This is a genomic window from Lysinibacillus sp. G01H (assembly GCF_028872195.1).
GTDB lineage: Bacteria > Bacillota > Bacilli > Bacillales_A > Planococcaceae > Lysinibacillus > Lysinibacillus capsici.
This window is the reverse complement of record NZ_CP118397.1, coordinates 1,309,436-1,328,325: the sequence shown is the minus strand read 5'-3', so window position 1 is coordinate 1,328,325 and position 18,890 is coordinate 1,309,436. Positions and strand designations below refer to the sequence as shown.

Annotated in this window: 19 protein-coding genes and 1 riboswitch; of the genes, 7 read left to right on the top strand and 12 right to left on the bottom strand. The window is 37.1% G+C overall.

Annotated elements, in window-relative coordinates; all coding sequences use genetic code 11:
• Window positions 1–94: 94 nt before the first annotated feature.
• On the bottom strand, window positions 95–1,144 hold the full coding sequence (locus PSR12_RS06405) for a DUF418 domain-containing protein (protein ID WP_274772147.1): 1,050 nt from the start codon (window positions 1,142–1,144) through the stop codon (window positions 95–97).
• Window positions 1,145–1,326: 182 nt separating this feature from the next.
• Here PSR12_RS06405 and PSR12_RS06400 point away from each other — a divergent pair, with 182 nt between their 5' ends.
• A complete protein-coding gene (locus PSR12_RS06400; protein ID WP_128568202.1) occupies window positions 1,327–1,590 on the top strand; it encodes a Parvovirus coat protein VP1-like protein in 264 nt (87 codons plus the stop codon).
• A 40-nt stretch (window positions 1,591–1,630) separates the two neighbouring features.
• On the opposite strand, the gene PSR12_RS06395 is transcribed toward PSR12_RS06400, so the two are convergent.
• Window positions 1,631–2,401, bottom strand: coding sequence for a GNAT family N-acetyltransferase (locus PSR12_RS06395; RefSeq protein ID WP_274772144.1), 771 nt, complete (start codon window positions 2,399–2,401; stop codon window positions 1,631–1,633).
• A 133-nt stretch (window positions 2,402–2,534) separates the two neighbouring features.
• Here PSR12_RS06395 and PSR12_RS06390 point away from each other — a divergent pair, with 133 nt between their 5' ends.
• Window positions 2,535–3,041, top strand: a complete 507-nt coding sequence (locus PSR12_RS06390; protein ID WP_274772142.1) for a GNAT family N-acetyltransferase — start codon at window positions 2,535–2,537, stop codon at window positions 3,039–3,041.
• A 50-nt stretch (window positions 3,042–3,091) separates the two neighbouring features.
• On the opposite strand, the gene PSR12_RS06385 is transcribed toward PSR12_RS06390, so the two are convergent.
• On the bottom strand, window positions 3,092–3,595 hold the full coding sequence (locus PSR12_RS06385) for a pyridoxamine 5'-phosphate oxidase family protein (protein WP_244905009.1): 504 nt from the start codon (window positions 3,593–3,595) through the stop codon (window positions 3,092–3,094).
• A gap of 168 nt (window positions 3,596–3,763) precedes the next feature.
• Window positions 3,764–4,627, bottom strand: a complete 864-nt coding sequence (locus PSR12_RS06380; protein ID WP_036080121.1) for an AraC family transcriptional regulator — start codon at window positions 4,625–4,627, stop codon at window positions 3,764–3,766.
• Between the two features lie 300 nt (window positions 4,628–4,927).
• Between PSR12_RS06380 and PSR12_RS06375 the strand changes: the two genes are divergently transcribed.
• Window positions 4,928–5,218 (top strand): hypothetical protein, encoded by a 291-nt coding sequence (locus PSR12_RS06375; protein WP_274772141.1) that lies wholly within the window; start codon window positions 4,928–4,930, stop codon window positions 5,216–5,218.
• A gap of 67 nt (window positions 5,219–5,285) precedes the next feature.
• Here PSR12_RS06375 and PSR12_RS06370 read toward each other — a convergent pair whose 3' ends face one another.
• Window positions 5,286–5,480: a hypothetical protein gene (locus PSR12_RS06370; RefSeq protein WP_016991830.1), complete on the bottom strand. Its 195-nt coding sequence runs from the start codon at window positions 5,478–5,480 to the stop codon at window positions 5,286–5,288.
• 83 nt (window positions 5,481–5,563) lie between these two features.
• Window positions 5,564–6,898, bottom strand: a complete 1,335-nt coding sequence (gene glnA / locus PSR12_RS06365) for a type I glutamate--ammonia ligase (protein WP_036080124.1) — start codon at window positions 6,896–6,898, stop codon at window positions 5,564–5,566.
• Window positions 6,899–7,483: 585 nt separating this feature from the next.
• Here glnA and PSR12_RS06360 point away from each other — a divergent pair.
• The 4 genes from PSR12_RS06360 to PSR12_RS06345 are packed head-to-tail and all read left to right on the top strand — an operon-like array spanning window position 7,484 to window position 11,193.
• The gene (locus PSR12_RS06360) at window positions 7,484–8,617 is read left to right on the top strand and encodes a response regulator (RefSeq protein WP_274772138.1); all 1,134 of its coding nucleotides are present in this window, start codon (window positions 7,484–7,486) and stop codon (window positions 8,615–8,617) included.
• 6 nt (window positions 8,618–8,623) lie between these two features.
• Window positions 8,624–9,043, top strand: a complete 420-nt coding sequence (locus tag PSR12_RS06355; protein WP_048391279.1) for an ATP-binding protein — start codon at window positions 8,624–8,626, stop codon at window positions 9,041–9,043.
• Window positions 9,044–9,070: 27 nt separating this feature from the next.
• A complete protein-coding gene (locus PSR12_RS06350) occupies window positions 9,071–10,768 on the top strand; it encodes a methyl-accepting chemotaxis protein (protein ID WP_048391281.1) in 1,698 nt (565 codons plus the stop codon).
• Between the two features lie 38 nt (window positions 10,769–10,806).
• On the top strand, window positions 10,807–11,193 hold the full coding sequence (locus PSR12_RS06345; RefSeq protein ID WP_274772137.1) for an STAS domain-containing protein: 387 nt from the start codon (window positions 10,807–10,809) through the stop codon (window positions 11,191–11,193).
• 572 nt (window positions 11,194–11,765) lie between these two features.
• On the opposite strand, the gene PSR12_RS06340 is transcribed toward PSR12_RS06345, so the two are convergent.
• The 6 genes from PSR12_RS06340 to PSR12_RS06315 all read right to left on the bottom strand — a co-directional run bounded on the left by PSR12_RS06340 (window position 11,766) and on the right by PSR12_RS06315 (window position 18,844).
• Window positions 11,766–13,112 carry a sodium-dependent transporter gene (locus PSR12_RS06340; protein ID WP_274772136.1) on the bottom strand — a complete coding sequence of 449 codons (1,347 nt, stop codon included), beginning with the start codon at window positions 13,110–13,112 and terminating at the stop codon, window positions 11,766–11,768.
• A gap of 219 nt (window positions 13,113–13,331) precedes the next feature.
• Window positions 13,332–13,919, bottom strand: a complete 588-nt coding sequence (locus tag PSR12_RS06335) for an ECF transporter S component (protein ID WP_103117644.1) — start codon at window positions 13,917–13,919, stop codon at window positions 13,332–13,334.
• Window positions 13,920–14,135: 216 nt separating this feature from the next.
• Window positions 14,136–14,321: riboswitch (FMN riboswitch) on the bottom strand.
• A 143-nt stretch (window positions 14,322–14,464) separates the two neighbouring features.
• A complete protein-coding gene (locus tag PSR12_RS06330) occupies window positions 14,465–15,751 on the bottom strand; it encodes an RNA polymerase subunit sigma (RefSeq protein WP_274772133.1) in 1,287 nt (428 codons plus the stop codon).
• Complete coding sequence (gene sigX / locus PSR12_RS06325) at window positions 15,748–16,281, bottom strand: RNA polymerase sigma factor SigX (protein ID WP_009370717.1); 534 nt, start codon at window positions 16,279–16,281, stop codon at window positions 15,748–15,750. Before sigX ends, PSR12_RS06330 begins: the two co-directional genes overlap by 4 nt.
• 78 nt (window positions 16,282–16,359) lie before the next feature.
• A complete protein-coding gene (locus tag PSR12_RS06320) occupies window positions 16,360–18,135 on the bottom strand; it encodes an ATP-binding protein (RefSeq protein WP_048391287.1) in 1,776 nt (591 codons plus the stop codon).
• Window positions 18,128–18,844 carry a response regulator transcription factor gene (locus tag PSR12_RS06315; RefSeq protein ID WP_004232215.1) on the bottom strand — a complete coding sequence of 239 codons (717 nt, stop codon included), beginning with the start codon at window positions 18,842–18,844 and terminating at the stop codon, window positions 18,128–18,130. Before PSR12_RS06315 ends, PSR12_RS06320 begins: the two co-directional genes overlap by 8 nt.
• Window positions 18,845–18,890: the final 46 nt, after the last annotated feature.

Below are 18,890 nucleotides of genomic sequence, written 5' to 3'. Positions count from 1 at the left end.
TCTACCATTTTAGGTTTCATTTTTTACAAAAACATACAATTTATTTTAGCAGAAAAAATCCCAAACAGTAGGATTGTTTGGGATTTACAGTGTTTTATGATTGTTTTGACACGACTTTTTTTCCATAAGTCATATATCGCCATAATTTTTCAAATGGCCCTATTGTAAAGAACTTAAACCAAATCACGCTAAAAATTATTTGAATGATAAACGTAATACTCGCTATCACTACAATTTCTGATGGTGAAACTACTTCTAGCCCCATTAATGAAATGATGGCTGTTCCAATAAAGCTTTGCGCCAAATAATTTGTAAAGGCCATTTGCCCCACACGTCCAATTGGCTGAAGTAGCTTCGCTATTGTTTTATGTTCTAATAGAATAAACAAACCACTTAAGTAAAAATAGGTTGTTGGAACAACCCCTAAGCCAATGATAGATTGGAGCTGTTGGTCATCTGCTTGTGAGGCAAACCAAATCCATAATGAGAATCCAATAAAGAATGGGAAAGTACTATAAAGCAACCATTTTATTTTTTGACTATGCGCTCCAATATGCCCAATCCAATCAGCTTTTGCTACTAAAAATCCACTTAAAAACATAATAAAGATAGCTACTGCATCATTGCCTAAAAAGCCAAAAATAGCTGACGAAACGGCATTAGACGGCATATACATTTGTCCTAATAGTGCCAGAATATGCAGTGTGATAATGGTAAATAACCATTTAGAAATGGTTGAAACCTTCGCAGAGTAAAATGGTAGCAATAAAAAACCAATTACTGCGTAAATGGATAGGATAGAGCCCCAAAAAATAAAAATATGAATAATACCAATAACGAATAAAGCAAATAAGCGTCTTGCAAAGCGCCATCTCGGTCTATCCCCACGCGCTTCTGCACGTGAAGCAAAAATATAAAAACCAACTCCAAATAGGAATGAAAAGATAGAGAAAAATTTCTTTTCTATAAAAATATCAATAAGTGAATCAATCACCCCATTGATTCCACTCATATCAGGCATTGGTGCACCCTCCATTAAGAGCTGATAGGCACCTACATTAATAAATAAAATACCAAATAACGCTAATCCTCGTATAATATCTAAGGAAATGATTCGTTCTTTTTGTGTAACGGATGGATTCATGTTGAAAAACTCCTTATCTTTTATGCTATAGCTAGCATAACGCACCATCCTTACAACTAATTATTTTTAAGCTTACAGGAACCTTACAAATCAAAAAGAATAGTCTTATAGTTTTTTATCCTCTTCTATGATGAAATATTACATATTTTATAGAAAAGACATCGAAAAGAGAGGTTAAGGAGATGAATAGAAATCGCAAGCTCGGTTTTTGTTATCCTGGCTACCGATACTGTGGCCCTGGCTGCTCAGGACCAGGTATGCCTACAAATGCAGTGGACGCTTGCTGTAAACTGCATGATGAATGCTATGAACGACACGGTAGCACAAAATACTGTGATGAATTGTTTCAACAATGCCTCCGTCCCCATATGAACGCACCAAATAAAATGGCTAGAGACGCTAGACTATTCTATCGAGTTTTTGAATTACGCAATCGTTTCTTTTAACAGCGCATAAAGCTCACGATGTTTATAATAACCTCGTGGGCTACTTTTTTGTATAGATAGCATATTTTTGCGGAGTCGTAAAACCAAGCTTTGTGCCTAGGTGAATGGAGCCTGTATTTGAAATATCACAATCCCAACAAGGCTTTAGCTGGTTGACTAGACAATGATCTATAAAGGCTTCTGCAATGCTACTTGCTAATCCTTGTCCTCTATAGTTTGGATCTGTCATAATATCAATTTCTGCATAGTCATTTGACTTAAATATAGAGACGGCTTCACTAATGATTTGTTCATTATGTACGAAACAAAAGCCAAAGCCATTTTTGAGAAAATTAGAGGTAGAATCCCAATATTCCTCATAATAAGTCTGATCAAATTCCAGTGAATTTTTAATCAGGGGTTCAGTAATAAATTTGACTTCGTAATCACCTTCCCCATGCTTCTCTCTATGATTATAAATATTTTCATCAAATGTAAATGTATAGCGTTCTAGCTTTCTTAGCTGATTATTTAACAATTGTTCGATTTTAGTATTCCACTGTTCAGAATAAGAAAATAAGGTAAACCGTTTCTGTTGTTCTATAGCCTGTTGAAAACAATAAGCAAGCTGATAATCAATCGAAGTCTTATTTTCATCGCCATATACATAGTATATCCCTGATTTCGTGTGAAATAATAATGTTTGAAAAGCAGCTGTATCGGAATAGACAGCTCCTTCTATCATTCGATCTAGTATACTATAAACAAATGTCGGGGCTCTTGAAATAAATTGTTTAATGATAGGATATTGCTCTTCCGAGACTTTTATCATGCGATTTCCTCCAGTATTTTGCAGTATGTATCCTTTCTATTATAATAAACTTATATCCATATGAAGGGACTGAATTATGCGCAGATAGCAATATTTTTCATCCAACATCATTATAATTTTGGAGGCAAAAGTATTGATTGAAAATATCGACACGGAAAGATTACGGTTACGAAAAATGGGGAAAGCTGATGCTAAAAGTTTATTAGCTATTTGGTCTGATCCTGATGTAACCAAGTATATGAATATTACTCAGTTTACACAAGAAGAGCAGGCCCTGGAAATGATTGAACTTCTAGAACAATTAGCTAAGCAACACAAGGCAATCCGCTTCTCTATTTTTGAAAAGGCATCTAATCATATCATTGGCTCATGCGGCTTTAATATGCTTGATTATGACAATGCTCTAACAGAGATTGGCTATGATTTGGGCAAGGAATATTGGGGAAAAGGCTACGCAACAGAAGCTATAACTGCTTTAATTGATTATGCCTTTAAGCACTTAAAAATGGAAACAATTGTGGCAGAAGTTGACGCTGCCAATATCAATTCAATCAAGCTTTTAAAAAAATTGAATTTCATTTACCAAGAGAAGCACAACACTGAAGATACTCTACAACTTTACACTTTAACAAAATCATAAGAAGAAAAGGCTAAGCATGGTAGAATTCAACCAATACTTAGCCTTTTTGATTAATGATACATGCCGTGATTTATTTTCCCTGTCAGCTTTTCTATTTTCACTTCAAATAGTTCGATTTTCGGCATAATCGGATAACCCTCTCTTTCAAATGTCCATTCAGGATTTCCATACTTATCCAGTAGCGCATCAAAGAACCATACTTTTTTTGATTCCTCTTCAATTCTTTCGATATGTCCAAACAGAACCACACTTTGATAAACTAGTGCGGATTGACAGGCATATTTTTTGCCTGGATGTAAATCACCCATATCGCAAACTTCTATACAAATTTTAGGATTTTGTTTGATATTTGACCAAAAGTGACTTTCTCGAAGATTACCAATATGCAAGTATAGTTTGTCCTCCCCTTCATATACATAGACAAACGGAATAACATAAGGAAAACCTTCCTCATCAACTGTTGCGACATGTGCCACTTTTCCCAACTTTAAGTATTGCTGTGCGTCCTCTTGTGAAATTTCCACACGTTTGTTTTGAATCGTACCTCTCATCATTTATTAGCCCCCTTATGAAATTATGTAACGATTAATAAACGCCGTTAAATCGTTTATTTTAAACATACATATATTTTACATCTTTAACAAAGCTAAAAAAAGGGTGAATTTTTTCAGTAGAATAATAAAAGCCAAGGATGCACTAGTATTGCACCCTTGGCTTTCTTGTTACTTAATTGGAATCCAAATTTCTGAATACGAATCAGGGCTATAAGCATCCTCTTCAGGATAAACCTCCAACTCCGCTGTTCCTGCTGGTTCATATGGGTTGGATGGGAACCACTCTGAATAAATTTGTTTCCATGTATTTTGCATTGCATCAGGCATAGGTCCATGTACTTCAAAGATAACCCATTTAGATGCAGGTACTTCCATTGTTAAGAGATCTTCACCTACTTCTCCTACATGATCAGTAGCAATCCAATAATCAATGAAGCCCTTTTGTCCCTGTTCTGTATTTGGTACACAAACACCTAGTACGCCATTGACCGTGCCATTATTTAATTGGTATAGCTGATGATCAAAGCCACTTTGGTTGACCTCTTGCCAAAATAGAGGTATTTCCGTTGTGTTCTCCCCATTTTGACAGTTGTATGTTCTTTTTACACCGACAATTTGAAACTTGTCTTTTTCAATAATTTTATACTTCATTGGTTCTGCTCCCTTCAAGCTTACCTGTATGACCAGGCGATTATATGATTGTAATGGTCCTTGCTTCTTTCTTGCTTCACTAGGCGTTACATGGTGTTGTTTACGAAACGCTTTAGTAAAGGCTTCAGGAGTTTCATAGCCGTATTTGTAGGCGAGATCGATTATTTTTTGTTCAGTACCCAGCAATTCTTGTGCAGCTAATGTTAATCTTCTTCGCCGTAGATAATCTGCAATAGACATATCTGTCAAAATGGCAAATGTTCGCTGAAAATGAAAGACAGATGAATTAACCTCCTGTGCAATCTGTTCAATCGTAATATCCTCTAATAAATGATCCTCCATATAATTAATGGCCTTTTGAATCGACTCAATCCAACTCATTGCTCTCACTCCTTGATTCCATCATAAAATAGATATGGCTGCTTAACCTGTCTTTTTATGCTAACTTTGGACAGGCTAAATAGAAAGAATTTTCTTTAAATTTTCTATTGAAATACATTAAACTCTGACCAATTTTTCAGGACAGATTTAACAAAATCAATTAAATTAAGAATTAGGAAGACCTAACCGTATTTTATTATCCCTCCTTTGCTTAACCAACATTAAAAAAAGATAAGTTTATTATATACAGAAATGAAATGGAGGTTTTTTCTTGGTCAAACGGCAAGATGTTGCTGCTTTTTGATTAAACGAAAGATAATCTTATTAATGGTTTTGCAAGGAAATATAGATGAAGCAAAAATACGGGCTGATCCATCAGGTGGTAAAGAGGCAGCAGAAGACTTTGAGGCACGCTACCTTCGGAGGGTTTATGAAGAAACAGGCTATCTCATTAAGATTATTAAAGAAATTATTATAGACATAATGAAGTTGTGGAGGTTCATTACTTTGAAACGGCCCTGGTTAAGCCAGATGAATTCATTTATGACATTGCATGAAAATCAAAGGAGGAAGTTACCCGAATACCATTAACCTTCCCCAACACTCGAGTTTATCTTTTATTAAAAAAAGTCACGTCTCATCGACATGACCCCTCTTGTTAAATGGTGTAATCGCTTTGCTGATAAATAATTAAAGCAGAATGGATGACCGTCTGCTCTCCAATAAAGAGCGTATTGTATTTGATATCAAGTATGAAAAAGCCTTTTAAATCTACTAAAGCTCGGTTAATATCAAGTTCAAATTGCACAATATCATTGTTTTGAATTGTCACAACTTGAGTTATCTGTGTCATTGTCCACACTCCTTTAATCTTATGATAGAGCAAAAAGAAGTACATGTCACATAAAAAAGTTGGAGCTAAAACAGCCCCAACCTTTAGTACATCGTTAAATACTCCTCACGCTCCCAGTTATGGACACGTGTGCGATATTTATTCCATTCAATCTCTTTCGCAGCTGTGAATTTATCGTAAATATGGTCACCCAGTGCATCACGAACAATGGCATCCATCTCTAATTCGATTAACGCAAATTCTAATGAGGATGGTAAACTATCAATCCCATTCAACTCCCGATCCGCTGCTGTCATTTTATAAATGTTACGGTCTACTGCAGCTGGTGGCGTTAAATCTTTTCGTATACCATCCAGCCCAGATGCTAGAATAACAGTCATTGCTAAATAAGGGTTTGCTGCTGGATCCACTGAACGCAATTCAATTCGTGTAGATAGTCCACGAGCTGCTGGAATACGAATTAATGGTGAGCGGTTTTGAGCAGACCAAGCTACATAGCAAGGGGCTTCATAGCCAGGTACTAAACGTTTATAGGAATTGACAAGTGGATTTGTGATAGCCGTAAAGCCATGCACATGCTTCATGATTCCTGCCATAAAGCTACGTGCGGTTGCACTTAATTGCAAGTCTGCATGTTCATCGTAGAAGGCATTTTTATCACCTTCAAATAACGAGAGATTAAAATGCATTCCTGACCCATTGACCCCAAATAGTGGCTTTGGCATAAATGTTGCGTGGAGGCCATGCTGTGCAGCAATGGTTTTTACAACTAGTTTAAATGTTTGGATATTGTCACATGCCTCAATAGCACTCGCATACTTAAAGTCGATTTCATGCTGGCCTGGTGCTACTTCATGATGAGACGCTTCAATTTCGAAGCCCATTCCCTCTAGCTCTAAAACAATATCACGACGACAGTTCTCTCCCAAATCAGTTGGCGCTAAATCAAAATAGCCCCCACTATCATTTAATTCCAGTGTCGGACGCCCCTTTTCATCCAACTTGAATAGGAAAAATTCAGGCTCTGGCCCTAAATTAAACGAAGTAAAGCCTAGCTCCTCCATTTCCTTCAATACTCGTTTTAAATTGGAGCGTGGATCTCCTTCAAACGGTGTACCATCTGGTCTTGCAATATCACAGATAAAGCGAGCCACTTTCCCCTTTTCAGCAGTCCAAGGAAAAATCACGAAGGTATTGAAATCAGGCTTTAAATACATATCCGATTCTTCAATACGCACAAAACCTTCGATTGAAGAGCCGTCAAACATAACTTTATTATCTAGCGCTTTTTCTAATTGACTGACAGGCACTTCCACATTTTTGATTGTCCCTAATATATCTGTAAACTGTAGGCGAATAAATTTCACATTTTCTTCCTTCACTCGACGTATAATATCTTCTTTGGTATAATGTTTCATTCTTCACCACTCCAATGTAAATTTAATTAACATATTTTTTTATGACTGATCTAAAAATACATTAAAATTAAATAACAAGCAATATGTATGTAATGTTTTATAACATGCATTTTATCGAATATATTAATCCCTTTTTTAGATTAATTTTTCTTACCACATTTCCATCTCCAATAGCGATCTTTCACCTTAAAAGAAGGGCAAAATTAATACTTTCTACAAAAGGCCTTTAGTCTTACAAAATCCTTCGTCACTCTAAAAATGTATAGTCAAGTATCATGACTAGAGACGAAGCATTCTCTACTTCCTCATGCATCAAATGCAGATATATCAAGAGCATCGTTAAAAAGTTAACCCGTGAACCCTATCCAAGAACCTAGATGTCAAAAATCCTATTGATTAAGTTTTACTTTATATCACAAAAGCCTTGTATAATGCCATATTTATTGGTAAATTTATAGCAAATTAGAATTTTCATTTATTCATATTATAAGTAAATACGGAGTATATAATTATGGTTAGAAATCATTATGTTGGCTTCCAGGAAATATTTAGTTATAGATACATAAGGCGGTGAATTTAGTAGGCATGTCAGTATTAATTATTGGCAGCGTAAGTAATGATGTGCTACGTCTGCAGAAATATTTTCATCGTATCAGCATCCCAAATATTCATTGCTTTTCAACAACGGAAGCAGCAATGAATTATTTAGTAGATTCATCTTTGAAAGATGAGCTGGAATTAATCGTACTCGACACTAAAATGACACTCAGCAATTGCGAGGAAATTTGTCAGCACATTCATGTACTTAAAAATTGGATAGATGTCCCTATCCTTCTATCCACTACCTACGAAAAAAACATAACAATCGATAGGGTGTTTGAAGCAGGTATTTTCGACTTTATTTTAAAGCCGTTTGATTTTACTCATTTTAAAACTCGAATTCAAGTAGCCTTAAAATATCAGAAGGAAGCCACGCTTCGAAAGCAGCAAGAAAGTATGATTCAAAAAGATTTATTTGTTGCAAAAAAATTCCAAAAGAACGCACTATCTCCTCCATTAAATCTTGAGCAAATACAGGTTGATGGTCTTTACGTAACATCCAATACACTAGGAGGTGACATGTACTGCTGGTTTAAGATTAATGACCATTTAACCGCCATTCTTCTGTACGATGCAATGGGGCATGGCATAGCTGCATCACTCGTTACTATGTCCATCAGATCATTATTAAAAGGAATGATTACTAAGTTAATTGATCCAGTAGCCGTAATCCAAGAACTTAACCGCCAAATTTACGAGCTATTTTCTGATGAGGATATGGACCGTTTTTTAATGACAGCAATCTACATACTTCTAGATACAAAAAACGGAACTTTGCACTATGTGAATGCGGCTCACCCTTCTGGTTTTTTATTTGGAAAATTTGGAGAAACAGTCTTCCTCCCAGCGAATACGCCTATCCTCGGACTATTCCCTACTATTCAAATAAATAAAAAAACAATACCTTTATCAGGCTGGCATCGTATTATTCTTTATACGGATGGATTATTAACATTGAACGAGCAAAATTCAATTGATATGGACTTTTTCTACGCCTATGCTTCACAGGATAACAGCTATGCACTACAAAAGTTTTCTCAAAAGTACAATTTATTTGATAATGATTACAGCGATGACATCACAGTCGTTTCAATAACAATTACATTAAAGGGTAGGTGATTGAAGATGGAATTCACACTCAATGTAAATCCTGATACACAAGCTATAGCCTTTATTGATCAAGTAATGGAGAATTATACAGAGTTATATAATCTACCTTATAAACGAGAGTTAAGATTTGTTGTTCATGAACTAGTCATCAATGCCGTAGAGGCTATGGGAAAAATTAATACACCCGCTCAAAAGAAGATTCAAATACAAGTAACTCAATCAAACGAAGAGATAAAAATAACAGTCACTGACGAAGCAAAAGGCATTGACGAAAAGGACTGGGGCAAAGTTCTTCAATTCGATTTAGACAAATTTGATTATGCTGATCGTGGACGCGGTTTATTTTTTGTCAAAAATATGGTCGACCATATTTGGTTCGAAAATATTTCTGAAACAAAATTTTTAGTTGGTATTTCCAAAAAGATTCATCTATAAAGTAAACGTAAAATTGGGGGCGTTTTAATGAAGTTATCTATACGAAAGAAAATGAATCTGCTTATATTTGGTTGTATTATTTTACTTACTTCCCTTTTAGCAGGAGTCAATTTTTTTGTTGCCAAGAACAATCTATTAGAAAGTGCTGATACAAAGCTTTTATCAGATATACAGTTGAGCTATGAATATTTAGACGCTAAATATCCTGGTGAATGGTCCATTAAAAACAACCAACTCTATAAGGGCGATATCAATATGGTAGAAAACTTTGAGGTAGCTGATAAAGTTGGAGAACTCACAAACGGGAATGCTGTATCCATCTTTCAAAACGATACGCGTATAAGTACCAATATAGTGGATAATGGTGAACGCGCTTTAAATACAAAGGTTTCTGACGAGGTTGCTACTGTTGTACTAGGAGAAAAAAAGCGCTTTATCGGTTCTGCCAATGTCTTAGGAAGTTTGCATCAAGCAGCCTATGATCCGATTGTAAATAGTCAAGGCGAGGTTATCGGTGTATGGGCAACCGCTGTCCCTACCGCTCCTTATATAAGCATTGCCACAAAATCAGCACTGGAGAATGTAGCGATTTCCTTAGTGATCGCCATTGTAATGATTGGAGGAATTAGTTGGTTCTTACAAAAGCAAATTGTTAATCCTATTAACATTCTAAGTACCAATGCCAAGGAACTAGCAGAACTAAATTTAAATGTTAAACTGTTAAACCCTAAAGGCAAAGATGAAATCGCTGAATTAGCACGCGCATTTAGTAGTATGAAAAATCATTTAACAGAGACGATAAAAATTGTGGCTGGTAGTGCACATCAAATTGCAAAGTCATCACACACTTTGGCAGAATCATCACATCAAACAAGTGAAGCATCTAATCAGATCGCACTAACAATGAATGAAATCGCCGTTGGTACTACCACTCAATCTGATCAGGCTGAACGAATAGTTTCAATGATGCAAAAAACGCTTGAGGAAGTATCAAAGAGCTTACAAAAGGCTGAAATCACTTTAAATAGCGCTATCGAATCCACTCATATCGCACGTAAAGGAGAAGAAGCCATCAATGAAGCGATTATGCATCTAAGTGATGTTACGAAAACAGTGTCTTATGCAACAGATTCTATCCAAAAATTAGGCAAGCGCTCTGAAGAAATTGGTGGTATTATTACCGTTATCACTGGCATCGCAGAACAAACGAATCTGTTAGCACTCAATGCGGCCATCGAGGCAGCACGAGCAGGTGATCAAGGGAAAGGTTTTGCTGTCGTTGCATCAGAGGTTCGTCAATTAGCTGAACAGTCAAGTTTAGCAGCTGGACAAATTACTAATCTTATTAATGATATCCAAGCGGAAACATCTGTGACCGTACGAACAATGGAAAGTAATTTACTAGCTGTCGAGGAGCAAGTAACGATCATCAATAAAGGCGGAAGTGCCTTAAAAGAAATCGTGGAGAAAGTTGTCGAAACTGAAGAAGGTGTCGAACAAATGAAAGTGGCATTTACACATGTTAACGACAACTCCCTAGATGTGCAACAAGCCATTCAAGATATTTCTCGCATCATCGAGGACGCTGCAGCAGCTACAGAAGAGATTGCCGCAACCTCAGAAGAGCAATATGCGACTGTTGCCGAAATTACACAAAGCTCAGATGAGTTATCATCAATTGCTGATAAATTACAAAATGAAGTGAATAAATTTAAGTTTGAATAAATCCCCAAACAAGAAAAGAAAAATGGAGGCGCTATAGGATGAATCAGAAGAAAATTGCAATGAATATTGACACAAAGGCTGATTATATTGTGATTGCGTTTACAGGCGATTTAGAATACGGGATGATTGAAGAAATAAAGTCAGAGCTGCAAACACTTAGCTTAGACACAAAACACGGATACATTATCGATATGCAAAGGGTAACAAATATTGATAGTACTGGATTCGGTATGATCGTTAATTTTGCTAAGAAGGTGTCTGTAAAAGATAAGAAAATCGCCATTATTGTCGTCGATAATTTCATTCGCAACTTATTCGCTATTTCACAGGTTGATAAAGTATTCCCTATTGCCGAAAGTGAAGAACAAGCAAGGAAGATTATTAAAGAAGATTGGCTAGGTGAGCTATCACTTAACGATTATTAATCTCTATAATCATAATAAAAGGTGTATTCCTATTAGACGGAATACACCTTTTTATGTTGTTAAAAAAAGAAGATATCAACGGTAGAAATAGTAACTTTGCAAGGCGAGAGGTTGATTTTCGTTCCGCCAGCGTCCTTTCCAGGGGGGGCGTCCGATGAGCCGCTAAATCCCATAGGAGTGACGCTATCAACCATTCTACAAAGTGTCTTTACCTCATAGTAGCATAGCGATCAAATCTACCCATTATTTGTATTCTTAGAGGGGATAGGCTCTTATTTTCAATGTGGAGAAGTGATGAGTGACAACACCTCTTCATAAAGGGTAATGAACTCCTTTACTTTATTTGAAAACCTTTGCTAAAAAGATTGAGATTTTTTGGGTTGATGCGGAAGGCTTCTTGACTCCCGTGGATTAACGAGACAGGTGAGCCCCTACACGGAGGAAGCTGCTGGCACTCGCCCACAGGAAAGCAAGTAGCCTTGCAATAGAAATCCACTTCTACCTTTCTATTGACTGTTATGTTTTTAACACTAAGAGAAGGTATTTTTCCTATGGCGGAATATACCTTTTCTTTAATACTGCAGTAGCATATTAACAAACACAACTAGAATGATAATCGGTACAACAACTAGCATTAACATACGATATGTCGAATAATACCCTTGTCCCATTTGACTTCCCGTTAGCAATTCTCTCTTCACAAATTCTTTATCCACTACATAGGCAATAAAAATAGCAATGAATAAATTCCCTAGCGGAAGCATGATATTCGACACTAAAAAATCGGTTGCATCAAAGATACTTTTCTCAAAAATCATTATATCCGATAAAACACTCGAAGAAAGCGCTGCTGGAATGGCTGCAATAAACACGACTATACCAAGTAAAAGTGTCCACATTGGACGCGATTTCTGACTATGCTCCATAAATGCCGCGACGATAATCTCATATAAACTAAATGATGACGTTAATGTAGCAAATAAAAATAGCAATAAAAACATGGCTAAAAACACTTCACCAAATGGCATTTGACTAAATGCTGTTGGTAGCACCATAAATAGCAAACCTGGACCCACTGCTGGCTCTAAATCAAAGGCGAACACAACAGGGAAAATCGCTAAACCTGCTAAAAATGAAACAAGCACGGTTAACAGCACTACAGAACCCGCTGAATTCGGAAGACTGACATCTTTTTTTAGATAAGAGCTATATGTAACTAGACAAGAAAAACCTACTGCTAACCCAAAGAACGATTGCCCTAAGGCTTCTAATAATGCCTTACCCGTAATATTCGAGAAATCAGGCCATAAGAAGAATTTTACCCCTTCCATTGCCCCATCTAATGTAACTGCACGCACAACAAGGACAATAAACATTATGAAAAGTAACGGCATCATCCATTTATTGGCCTTTTCAATCCCATTTTGTACACCTAATGAAATCACAAGTACGTTGGCTAATGTAAAAAACACTAGACCAACTAGCGTAATCCAAGGCGTGCCTATAATTTTTCCAAATAATTCAGCAGGATCTACTGCTGGATCAATTACCGCGCCAGCTACACCTAGCCCGCTATAAATAAAGATCCAACCTCCAACAACGCTATAAAAAGTTAATAATAAAAAACAGCCTAGCACGCCCATTCGACCAATCCAGGCCCATCCTGGCTTAGTTGGAGCAATTTTTTTATACGCTGTTACAGCCTCGGATTGTGTACCACGTCCTAAAACATACTCGGACAATAACATCGGTAGTCCTATTAACAAGGTAAATAACACAAAGATAAGGAAAAATGCTCCTCCACCACTTTGTCCTGTTACATAGGGAAGTTTCCAAATTGCCCCTAGTCCGATCGCCGCACCAGCTGACGCTAAAATAAAACCTAATTTACTAGACCATTGTCCTTTTTTTCCACTCATCTCTTCAAACTCCTCAAACATTCTAAACTCTTCTCTATTTTACATGAAAATATAGCTTTCGACTAGGTTGTAATTATAAAGTACTAGTTAGCTATTTTACTCCATTACTTTTTTCTATATTTATCCGTTAGTTTTGCCTTTCTTTTCTTCACACCTTTCCCTATCCATCATTCCTTCCAAAAAAAAACCTCAGGTATGTTCACCCGAGGTTAGTAAAAATTATTTTGTTATATAGATAGAACGCTGGCGGTCGATCCACTTGCGCATAGTTGTAAATAAAAACGCCATAATAGCCGTTAATAAAACACCTTTCACAATGTTAAATGGTAAAATCCCAGCGATAATCATTTTATAAAGTGAGTCACCTACAACCGGTTCCATTCCTAAGAAGTATGTGTACATCGGTAAAAATACTGCGTAGTTTAAAATACTCATCCCTACTGCCATTACGACTGTTCCTGTCGCTAAACCTCCAACAAGACCAGCAATTGTTTTAAAGCGATTAAAAATAAGGCTTACAGGCAAAATAAATAAAATACCTGTTGCAAAGTTGGCAATATGACCTACTGGCACACCTGTTGGCGTTCCAGAGAAAATCCAATCCAATACATTTTTAAATAATTCTACTAAAATACCAGCTACAGGCCCCATTGTGATGGCTGCTATTAATGCAGGCATATCACTAAAGTCGACTTCCAAGAATGCTGGGAATGGTGGAATTGGGAAATTAAAAAGCATTAATAAAAACGAAATACTGCTCAGCATGCCAATCGTAATAAACGATTGAAGTTTAACATTTTTCTTCATAGAAAACTCTCTCCTCTTTGCTGATTCAATCTCGCAAGAAGAAAGGTGACGATCTTTCAATTGTTAGCACGAAAAAACCCTTATGCATAAAGAGCACAAGGGAGAAAGGCATGACGAATAAGCGTCAATTTAAACTATTTTTGAGCACTGTTTAAAAAGCCATACAAAAAAGCGCTCGGTCATAGTTTATTTCATAACAATGAATGACGATCGTACCTCCATCTTCTCCCATCCAGACTTTAACTGTCGGCCTCGGAATCACACCAAGTCAGCCATGCAAATAAATTTGCACAGGTCGCGGGCTGAAGAGCGAAGCATAAACCATTCGAGTTAATGGAAACATTAACGGTTCACCACTCTATTACCGCCGGTCGGGATTTTCACCCTGCCCCGAAGATGAATCATATTATTTTATACTACAACCTTACTATAATTAATTATTAAGAAAAAGTAAATAGTTCTGCTTAAAAAATTCCGATTAGATTTGTAAGTATTGTAAAAATGGAGCATTCCATGTTACAGGAATGCTCCATTTTTGATTTTGACTAAGGCATATATTGTTTATTTGGCCCCACAGGCTTGGGTAAATACGTTTTTAAATCGAATCCTTCCCAGCTTTCTTGGACCACATTATCCAAGCGTAATTGTTGGTCAAAGCTAGCAGCAGTTAACATCATAGCTTCAATCAATTGGGTAGCGCGAATTGGCTCCATCGATGCTAAATCTAAGGGAATATCGAATGTTACGACTACACCTTCTGCTTCCTCTTTCACGGTATATGTTACATTTTCAGGAACCACTGTTACATAAACATCATCATTTTTGTTTTTCATTAGTGTAAGTGCCTCTGTAACATTAGCAAATGTTTGACGGAAATCTGGTGATAGATATTCTGCCCCATTACCATCTTGGTATAAATAATAATTAAAATGCTTGGCGTTTGTTAATGACATGGCTTGACTTGGCTCACCCTCCTGAGAAAACTCATAAGGTGTGCCATCTTCATTTTGAATCTCAACTTCCGTATATTCAGAATCCGAGAAGGTATCCTCTAAAGTCCCTTTGTACTCATTAACGGTAGCTGATGCAACATCATAGTCATTGTCCTTTGGTAATACGTGGACAAGCTTGTCTTCCTTCTCCTTCAGTTCACCTTTAAAAGGATGATAATCCGTAAACCCTTTGGCTTCTTCATCTATTTGAGGAGCATATTTTTCATACATCTGTAGGGTAGAAGGCTTTTCAGTTCCAAAATCAGTTGCTACACGCTCATTTGGTATCACATATGTCATTGGAACACTTTCTGCATCGCGTCCTGCCAAACCAATACGGAAAACGACAGCATCTTTCACATCTTCCTCATAGACAGACGACCGTAAAGATAACATACGCTCATGCTCCGATACAATACTGGATTGAAGTGCCTCATCCTGGGTAGCTGCCTCTTTAGCAGAACGATCTTCCTGTAACGTAGAGTAATTAGCCGTTTCTGGCGTACTAGCTAGATCTTTTTGGCTAGCGTCATTATTCATGAACATGAAGCCAACGAGTACCGTTATCGCGAAAACTGCTGCTACACTCGTAAAAATCGGCATTTTTCGGAACTTAAATCGTGATGGTCGTTCATCTTGTATTAAAGATTTACTTTCTTGTTGTGCTTCTTCATTCTCTATAGGTTGTTGTATCGCTTCTTGTAGGTGACTATTATCCTGCAAGCGAGCATCTGCCATTAACCGATTTAATATTTCTTCTTTTGAACGGCGGTCAGAAAGCTTAGGGGCATTGTTCAAGACATGTTCAAGCTGTTCATCATCAAATGGCTTATGCGTCATTGCCGTTTCGCCTCCTGTTCTCTAATCGGCTGTAGCTGTTGCCTTAAAAATTTAATGGCTCGATGCTGGGTCGTTTTTACCTTAGCTTCTGTCCAATCTAGTATTTGCGCTGTTTCTGCAATCGATAAATCTTGAAAATAGCGCATAATAATGACCATTTTTTGGTCTCCTGTACAGTTTTCAAGTGCTGATTCTACCTGCATAAATTCATCACTGGCCTGTAGCATATCTTCCGGTGATGGCGTGGTTGAATGGAGCTGTTCCGTTTCCCAGTCAAAGAAATCATGTGAATGCTTTTGACGTACAGCTTGCTTTCTAAAATGATCAATTGCTACATTTTTAGCAATAGCAAATAGCCAAGTTTTCTCACTACTATTGCCTGCAAATTGATCGTATGAGCGCAACACTCGTACATAAACTTCATGTGCTAAATCTTCGGCAAGTGTACGATTTTTTACTAAATATATTAAAAACTGAAACACGTCTTGGTGATATGCATCGTATAGTCGATGGAACACGGAGTCATTCAAAGCACTCCACCCCCGTTCTATAATATTTGTCGTCTTACATTCATAGAAGTTACAGCCAATTAATAGCAATACTTGTTATTAATCGAACGGTAAATAAAACGTGAAGGTCGTACCCTCTTTCAACACACTGTCTACCATAATATTACCTGAGTGTGCCTTCACAATATTTCTAGCAATGGCTAAGCCGAGACCAGTTCCACCCTTGGAACGAGTACGTGCCTTATCTGCTTTATAAAAACGTTCAAAGACATAGGGTAAGTCCTCTTGAGGAATGCCATGTCCTGTATCTTGAACAGATATTTTAGCAAATGTCGGCTCCTGCTCTACTTTTACAGTCACAGACCCTTCATCTGTATGTCTCAGGGCATTGTCAACTAAATTTGTAAGCACTTGTTCAATGCGATCCTCATCTATATTAATCATGGCCTCGTCATTAAATTCACTCTCAAACAGCAGACGAACGTGCTTTTCTTTTGCTACCTGTGCAAATTTTTGTGTAATACGTTCAAAAGTAGAATTAATTGGTAATTCATCTTTATAAAGCGTCATATGCCCTGATTCCATACGTGCCAAATCTAATAAATCTGTCACAAGGCGACCCATTCGCTTCGATTCATCATAAATAATTTTGGTAATCTCATTTCGCTCTTCCTGATCCTGAATAAAATCGTCATCCATTAATGCTTCTGAGTAACCTTGAAGCATGGCAATCGGTGTCCGAAGCTCATGAGAGACATTCGCAATAAAATCCGATCTTAGTTTTTCTAAGCGATGCTGTTCAGTCATATCACGAATAACAGCGACAGCACCACGTATCATTTCCCCACTATAAAGAGGACTAATGGTAAATGTATAATAGCTGCCATCCATTTCAATTTCCTCTTCTAGTTTATCCTCAAACATCAGCACATGATCAAGCATATGATACAGCTCTGGCGGAATAGGTTTTGCACTTTGTGAGCCTTTGTTGACAAACCACTTTTGCATCAGACGTTCGGCTGGTGGATTACTTAATAATATTGTACGATCCCGATTAAACGTAATCACTGCATCTGTCATAGATGTCAAAATATTAGAAAGCTGTTCGTTTTCTTGGTTGATAACCTCTAAATTATGCTTTAATTGACGGCCCATTTGGTTGAAGGCAACGGCAAGCTGACCAATTTCGTCATTTTGGGTAGTAGGCATTTTCGCTTCAAAATTCCCTTTTGCAATTTCAAAAGCTAATTCACGCATTTTTCTTAATGGCGAAGTTATACGTGAAGAAAGGAAGAATGCGAAGAATGTCGTCAGCACAAATGCTATGAAGGCTGCTAAAAAGACAATTTTCGTAGTTTCCTTAGACGTTTTATGTAGCGCATCTGGGCTTTGGTAGATGAAGACAGCTCCATGTACTGCATTTTCAACATTTAGGGGAAAACCAAGTACGACATAAGATTCCATCTTTTCTTGATCAGTTGAAGAAGGCATCATCATTTCTTTAATAATCGGCTCATCTGATTGAAACACTTCATGAAAAGATTTATTGGCTAATATAGTATCTTGTATTTCTTTTTTGTTGACACCCTCTTGCATCGCAAAGGACACTTCAACATGACTGATAGCGATCAATGCATTGGTCCCTGTAGGTAAAATATCTTTTAATAATTCCGAGGTAGATTCGGCTGTTTCATTGTCATCCACTATACTAGCTACCGTTGCTGCTGTTTGTCGCAATGAAATTTCTGCTTGCTGCATATGGTAATTTTGAAGAAATTCAAGCATTAATACCGTGAAAACAAATAATACAAATGAAACGAGAAGCAATATGGTTACCCATAGCTTCCCGACAACACTATTCCATATTCTATTCATTGACAACCTCAAATTTGTATCCAACGCCCCAAACCGTCACAATCATTTTAGCAGCGTTTTCAGAAACTCGGTTGAGCTTTTCACGTAAACGTTTTACATGTGTGTCTACTGTGCGTAAATCACCAAAGAAGTCATAATGCCATACCTCTTTTAGTAGTTGTTCACGGTCAAATACTTTGTCTGGCGATTTCGCTAAAAAGTACAGCAATTCATACTCTTTCGGTGTTAAATTAACCTCAATGCCTTCTGCAGTCACACGATGTGCATCATGGTCAATCATTAAGTGTTGGAACACCACTAAATCTTTTGAAGAAGATGCATTAGTCGTTGGTGAGAAAGCCTGTGAACGACGTAAAATAGCCTTCACACGTAACACAACCTCACGAGGACTAAATGGTTTTACGATATAGTCATCTGCACCAAGCTCAAAGCCTTGTACACGGTTCGCTTCTTCGCCTTTGGCAGTTAATAAAATAATTGGTGTTGCTGCGCGCTCTCGAATTTCTGCACACACTTCTAGCCCATCTTTTTCAGGCATCATAATATCAAGTAAAATACAGTGATACTCTTTTTCTAAAGATTTCTCGATCGCTTGTTCTCCATTTTCGGCCTCGTCAACAAGGTATCCTTCTCGCTCAAGATACATTTTTAATAAGCGGCGAATACGATCCTCGTCATCTACTACTAATACTGAAATATTTTCTGACACTTTCACGATCCCTCTCTTCCATCTTTCTCTAACTTCTATTGTACAT

What these genes read in the sequence shown, in the direction of transcription:
- PSR12_RS06405 (WP_274772147.1), bottom strand. Translation starts at nt 1,144, where the DNA reads ATGAATCCATCCGTTACACAAAAAGAACGAATCATTTCCTTAGATATT.
- PSR12_RS06400 (WP_128568202.1), top strand. Translation starts at nt 1,327, where the DNA reads ATGAATAGAAATCGCAAGCTCGGTTTTTGTTATCCTGGCTACCGATAC.
- PSR12_RS06395 (WP_274772144.1), bottom strand. Translation starts at nt 2,401, where the DNA reads ATGATAAAAGTCTCGGAAGAGCAATATCCTATCATTAAACAATTTATT.
- PSR12_RS06385 (WP_244905009.1), bottom strand. Translation starts at nt 3,595, where the DNA reads ATGATGAGAGGTACGATTCAAAACAAACGTGTGGAAATTTCACAAGAG.
- PSR12_RS06380 (WP_036080121.1), bottom strand. Translation starts at nt 4,627, where the DNA reads ATGAGTTGGATTGAGTCGATTCAAAAGGCCATTAATTATATGGAGGAT.
- PSR12_RS06370 (WP_016991830.1), bottom strand. Translation starts at nt 5,480, where the DNA reads ATGACACAGATAACTCAAGTTGTGACAATTCAAAACAATGATATTGTG.
- glnA (WP_036080124.1), bottom strand. Translation starts at nt 6,898, where the DNA reads ATGAAACATTATACCAAAGAAGATATTATACGTCGAGTGAAGGAAGAA.
- PSR12_RS06360 (WP_274772138.1), top strand. Translation starts at nt 7,484, where the DNA reads ATGTCAGTATTAATTATTGGCAGCGTAAGTAATGATGTGCTACGTCTG.
- PSR12_RS06355 (WP_048391279.1), top strand. Translation starts at nt 8,624, where the DNA reads ATGGAATTCACACTCAATGTAAATCCTGATACACAAGCTATAGCCTTT.
- PSR12_RS06350 (WP_048391281.1), top strand. Translation starts at nt 9,071, where the DNA reads ATGAAGTTATCTATACGAAAGAAAATGAATCTGCTTATATTTGGTTGT.
- PSR12_RS06345 (WP_274772137.1), top strand. Translation starts at nt 10,807, where the DNA reads ATGAATCAGAAGAAAATTGCAATGAATATTGACACAAAGGCTGATTAT.
- PSR12_RS06340 (WP_274772136.1), bottom strand. Translation starts at nt 13,112, where the DNA reads ATGAGTGGAAAAAAAGGACAATGGTCTAGTAAATTAGGTTTTATTTTA.
- PSR12_RS06335 (WP_103117644.1), bottom strand. Translation starts at nt 13,919, where the DNA reads ATGAAGAAAAATGTTAAACTTCAATCGTTTATTACGATTGGCATGCTG.
- PSR12_RS06330 (WP_274772133.1), bottom strand. Translation starts at nt 15,751, where the DNA reads ATGACGCATAAGCCATTTGATGATGAACAGCTTGAACATGTCTTGAAC.
- PSR12_RS06320 (WP_048391287.1), bottom strand. Translation starts at nt 18,135, where the DNA reads ATGAATAGAATATGGAATAGTGTTGTCGGGAAGCTATGGGTAACCATA.